Origin of the sequence: Proteus genomosp. 4 str. ATCC 51469, assembly GCF_003144375.1 — a bacterium.
GTDB lineage: Bacteria > Pseudomonadota > Gammaproteobacteria > Enterobacterales > Enterobacteriaceae > Proteus.
Genome location: NZ_PENV01000039.1, coordinates 1 through 4,690 on the forward strand (window position 1 = coordinate 1; position 4,690 = coordinate 4,690).

Annotated in this window: 6 protein-coding genes and 3 pseudogenes; all 9 read right to left on the bottom strand. The window is 38.6% G+C overall.

The features are described 5' to 3' along the window. The coding region (locus DK866_RS19670) for a VENN motif pre-toxin domain-containing protein (RefSeq protein WP_162557043.1) at positions 1–579 on the bottom strand (579 nt) is incomplete at its 3' end. A 45-nt stretch (positions 580–624) separates the two neighbouring features. Beyond that, positions 625–957 (bottom strand): hypothetical protein, encoded by a 333-nt coding sequence (locus DK866_RS19675; RefSeq protein WP_109395311.1) that lies wholly within the window; start codon positions 955–957, stop codon positions 625–627. Further along, positions 954–1,196 (bottom strand): annotated as a pseudogene (locus DK866_RS20380) (DNA/RNA non-specific endonuclease); the annotation flags it as partial. The gene DK866_RS19675 and the pseudogene DK866_RS20380, both read right to left, overlap by 4 nt. Positions 1,197–1,527: 331 nt before the next feature. Then, positions 1,528–1,776, bottom strand: coding sequence for a hypothetical protein (locus DK866_RS19685; protein WP_109410246.1), 249 nt, complete (start codon positions 1,774–1,776; stop codon positions 1,528–1,530). A 4-nt stretch (positions 1,777–1,780) separates the two neighbouring features. Further along, positions 1,781–2,833, bottom strand: coding sequence for a VENN motif pre-toxin domain-containing protein (locus DK866_RS19690; protein ID WP_162557044.1), 1,053 nt, complete (start codon positions 2,831–2,833; stop codon positions 1,781–1,783). A 155-nt stretch (positions 2,834–2,988) separates the two neighbouring features. Further along, positions 2,989–3,327, bottom strand: coding sequence for a hypothetical protein (locus DK866_RS19695; RefSeq protein ID WP_109410244.1), 339 nt, complete (start codon positions 3,325–3,327; stop codon positions 2,989–2,991). Positions 3,328–3,329: 2 nt separating this feature from the next. Beyond that, positions 3,330–4,214 carry a hypothetical protein gene (locus DK866_RS20050; protein WP_244179730.1) on the bottom strand — a complete coding sequence of 295 codons (885 nt, stop codon included), beginning with the start codon at positions 4,212–4,214 and terminating at the stop codon, positions 3,330–3,332. Between the two features lie 36 nt (positions 4,215–4,250). Further along, positions 4,251–4,310: pseudogene (locus DK866_RS20385) on the bottom strand (hypothetical protein); the annotation flags it as partial. Beyond that, positions 4,307–4,690, bottom strand: a pseudogene (locus tag DK866_RS19705) (hypothetical protein); the annotation flags it as partial. The pseudogenes DK866_RS20385 and DK866_RS19705, both read right to left, overlap by 4 nt.

Genomic DNA, 4,690 nt, shown 5'->3' on the forward strand with positions numbered 1-4,690 from the left:
ATATTCAGCAATTGATTTGCAATGAGCATTACAATCTGCTGATTGAATAAGTAAAATTAATTCATCTTGTTGTTGAACCAAATGTTCTTTAGTGATCCTAGTTTCTATCGCTTTTTGCTGTTGTTCTACATCGACATTATTTCCTAATTCAACTAAATGTTTCTTTTCCTCATCTGTAGAAGCAAGATAATACTTTTCAAGCCATGAAGTTATTTGTTTGGCTGTTAAATAATTATTCTCAACCACCACTTTCCCGGCTTGGGCGGCATTGGCAACTCCGGTGCTATTATCGCTGATTAAACCGCCGACAATCCCGGAAGTTAACGTTGCCCATGCACTTATATTCTGCTTTTCAGTCTCGGTGAGTTCTTCGGGGGTTTTGCCATAAAGTGAGTGCGATAAAATACCCACTGTTTCCCCTGTCATTGCACCAGAGGCTTGTACTACTGCATTCTCACCTTTTGCCAACGCAAGGCTGGCATTCAGTAAGCCGTGGGTAATGGTGCGCTGAATATCACTTTCAACTGTCCACTCCCAACTGACTATTATTGGTAAGAAGCTGAAGGAGAGTAAAGTCACAAGGTGGATCCCTTTGGGATCCACAATAGCGTTCGAGATTGTAATTTAATTTTCGTACTTAAAATCTATATTAATTTTCATTGTTTCTAAATCTAAAGTTACTTCACAGCCTTTCCAAATAGGTAGATCATTAGTTAAATTATGTTCTATATAATAATTTCTCAGTTCAACCAAATTGTGGAGCATATGTGTATTTGCAACACCACCAGCTGTAAGCCATTTCAATGAATTTTCATTGTCAAGATAATCATATTCATATTCACATGTATTACCTTCAACTGATAAATTAGCCCTCATATTTATCTTTTTAGCCTCATTAGGAGCTATGTTATACAATAACGTACCTATATTATTATATATTTCCTGATCTGTTTTCATTTTTCACCTTTAGAGTCATTAATAAACGTCCTTTCTATAGGGGGCTCATTTCCTATTTTGTATGTAACGTTAATACTACTCGGCCTATCACTATTCCTTATATATACAGGCTCTATCTTAACGCTTATCTCTTTATTATCTTTTAACGATCTTGCCCATATATTCTCCATTTTTTTCCATTCACTAGGATTTAAATTAGAATTCATTGGCACCATGTTTATTTTTTCACCTGATCCTGAAAATCTTGTCGCGCTTGCTGGAAGAGGTGATTTTGAATATCACGCTCGGTGACGTTATCGTTGGTTTCTAAAAGGGCTTGATAGAGATTGATCGTAATTTAGATTAGAAAAACTAGCACCAGAGAATTAGTCCATAATTGCAAGTCCAAAACTGACTATCAGAGGTAAGTGGTGGAGTGAATTAGGATTTACAGTGGGCAGCAACGTCACGCTCACCCGCCAAGCCGGACAGTGGCTATCCGGCTGGCTGAGGGGGAGTAAAGTAATTAAGGTAAGAGATTAAAATTTGTTGGCATAGTGACTCTTTAAATAGCCACTATATCATTATTTTTTATAGATCTTTGTACCTATCAGGAAGGTATTCCGGATTTCCAACCATTTTGATTAATCTAATAAGTTCGTCCTTGTAAAATGATAGTTCTTCCCCATTTTCACAGCCCGTGATTTTGAGTATTTCTGCATCAGAGCAATTAGCTAATACATAATCGATGCATCCTTCGTAAACCATTAATTCACCTTCGGAGGCTCTCACATCATATAGAGTTACACTTGCAATACATTCTTTTTGTAATAAATCCATATCATCACCATTTGATATAATCAGAGAATTTTTCTTTAAAGTCATCTAATTGCTCATTAGAAGGGCGCTGCCATTCACCTTTTTTGACTCTGTTATCTGTATTTGCTTTCGGATTATAAAAAGAAGTAACTACTTCTCCATCAGATTCAATTATATGAACTTTTCCTCCAGAACCTTTAACGATCCAACGACCATCTTCTTGAACTAAAATATCCGAAGGTCTTGATTTTTGAACATCATTAATAACGGAACCAACTGGCCGACCCTCTTTATTTCTGATCCCCGCATGTTCACCTTGCGTAATTTTGTCCAGATAAGCAAGGTCATCTAACGTTGGTTTTTCAGGTACTGGTGTTTCTGTCAAGTTATCTCTTGGTTTAGGTATCTGGTCACCACCAGTATCTGTCCAAATTTGGACTGATATTTGATCTCCTCCAGTATCAGTCTGCCCTTGGTCTGGTATCTGATTGCCACCCGTATCAATCCTATCTTGATCTGGCATTTGATTACCACCAGTATGTGATGGTATACCAAGCCTGCCACCCCAAGGTTCAGAGCCAAATATTAACCTTGCGATCCCTTTGTTATGAATTATTTGTTCATCAATATAAGCAACCTGTTCCGGTGAAAGGTTCCTCATGGCTTTTATATCACCATTTCTGGCAGCAGCTCCAGCATCCATGGCTTCTTGAATTTGCGCTGATGTTAAACCAAAATTTACCCCTAATTGCATAAGACCATTTCGACAGGTCGCATTTTTCATGCACCATTCGTAACCCTTTTCTAGGCCTTTAATGATTGGCTTAGCAGCACCTATCGCATTATTCTCAACCACCACTTTCCCTGCTTGGGCAGCATTGGCAACGCCGGTGCTATTATCGCTAATTAAACCGCCGACAATACCAGAAGTTAACGTTGCCCATGCACTTATATTCTGCTTTTCAGTCTCGGTGAGTTCTTCGGGGGTTTTGCCATAAAGTGAGTGCGATAAAATCCCCACTGTTTCCCCTGTCATTGCGCCAGAAGCTTGCACTACTGCATTCTCACCTTTTGCCAACGCAAGGCCTGCATTCAGTAATCCATGCGCTATCGTGCGCTGAATATCACTTTCAACACTGTTGCCTTAAATTTGGTTTTTCACTTCGTTGGCAAGATAAGGCGCTGAGCCATTAGTAATCGCGGTAACAATATCATTTGATACTAATATAAAAACTATGTGAAACATGCTTTAATGTCATACTCATTTGTTGCAATTACTTTCAATAATGCACTTTCTGACCACACACTATAAAAATTATAGCTATAAAATCGTTCTCCAACTTCATCGGTATAATATTCTAGAGTCATTGACTTAAAAATATCATTTTCTTTCTGCTGTACATGAGATAAATCTTCATTCTCAACACTCATTGATTGTATGGATAATACTTCATAAAAAATAACAACCCACTCATTTTCATTCCAATCTGTAAAGAATAACTTCAATTCAGAGACTGTTGACTCTATTTTTGTTATTCTTCCATCAGAAATAGGTAGATCATTTAGTAACATATTTATTTTCCCGGATGTCGTTCATTTGGTAAGAATCCCGTTCCATGCCCAACCTCATAATTTTCTGGTTTTACTTTCTGAATAGCATTTTGTTTTTTAGCTTGATTCCAAGTTAAGTTATTTGGCTTAATTTCGATATGATAATGCTCTCCATGATGACGAGGATTAAAAGGACCACTATCTCCTGGATGACTTTCATAACGTATTCTTGTATTCGCATTTGGTTCCCAAAGCATCCTCGTTGTTCCATGTTGAGTAGTCGATATTTTAGGTTTAACATCTAAAACTTTTGTTAATTCGTGAGGATTCAAAGGAAATTTGTTAAGTGAACTATTAAGTTCAGCTTCCTTATCTACATGCACTTTAAAATTGCTTGAATTATTCCCTCTCTGGCTGGTAACGATATTTTCTTTTATCTGATTAGGATTGATTTTAGTTTGATTAATGACTTTATTTCCACCTCCTTTAGCTCCTTGGCTACCAATCAGCATAGGAAGTGTCATAGCCATCACCATGGAGGTTTCTTTATCTAATCCTATTGCCTCAAATCGTTTAGCCCACTTGTGTTCGACTGTGAGCCCTGTCGCATCCATACTCAACATATACACTGCAGGCAGATAATCACGAAAATCATCAGGCAACGATTTATCTGCGGCAAGATGTTTTATTGCTGTATCGAAAGCATTCCATTGTTCAACTAAATATCCATACTGCTGTTTACACTGCTCTGGTGAGGTTGAACAAATTTGCTTTATTTCTTCCTGTTGCCGAATATTGGCATCAACCATATCACGAATAACTTGCTGACATTCTTCACCGACACAAGTTCTTGCTTTATGTGCAAAATTTTCTAGTTGATTGGTGCTCAACCAATTATTCTCAACCACCACTTTCCCGGCTTGGGCAGCATTGGCAACGCCAGTGCTATTATCGCTGATTAAACCGCCAACAATCCCGGAAGTTAACGTTGCCCATGCACTTATATTCTGCTTTTCAGTCTCGGTGAGTTCTTCGGGGTTTTGCCATAAAGTGAGTGAGATAAAATACCCACTGTTTCCCCTGTCATTGCGCCAGAAGCTTGCACTACTGCATTCTCATCTTTTGCCAGTGCAAGGCCTGCATTGAGTAATACGTGCGCTATCGTGCGCTGGATATCACTTTCAACACTATTACCTTGAATTTGGTTTTTCACTTCATTGGCAAGATAAGGCGCGGAGCCATTGGCAATCGCGGTGACAATATTGTTGCCCATTACACCTTGCGTAAATGCGGTGATGGCTTGGATGGCACGGGTGTATTTACCCCCAGTACCAAAGTCAGATCGGCTGGTATAATCCTGTAAGGCTTGCTGGAAGAGGTGATT

Coding starts and splice junctions, on each gene's coding strand:
- DK866_RS19685 (WP_109410246.1), bottom strand. CDS start 1,776: ATGGATTTATTACAAAAAGAATGTATTGCAAGTGTAACTCTATATGAT.
- DK866_RS19695 (WP_109410244.1), bottom strand. CDS start 3,327: ATGTTACTAAATGATCTACCTATTTCTGATGGAAGAATAACAAAAATA.
- DK866_RS19675 (WP_109395311.1), bottom strand. CDS start 957: ATGAAAACAGATCAGGAAATATATAATAATATAGGTACGTTATTGTAT.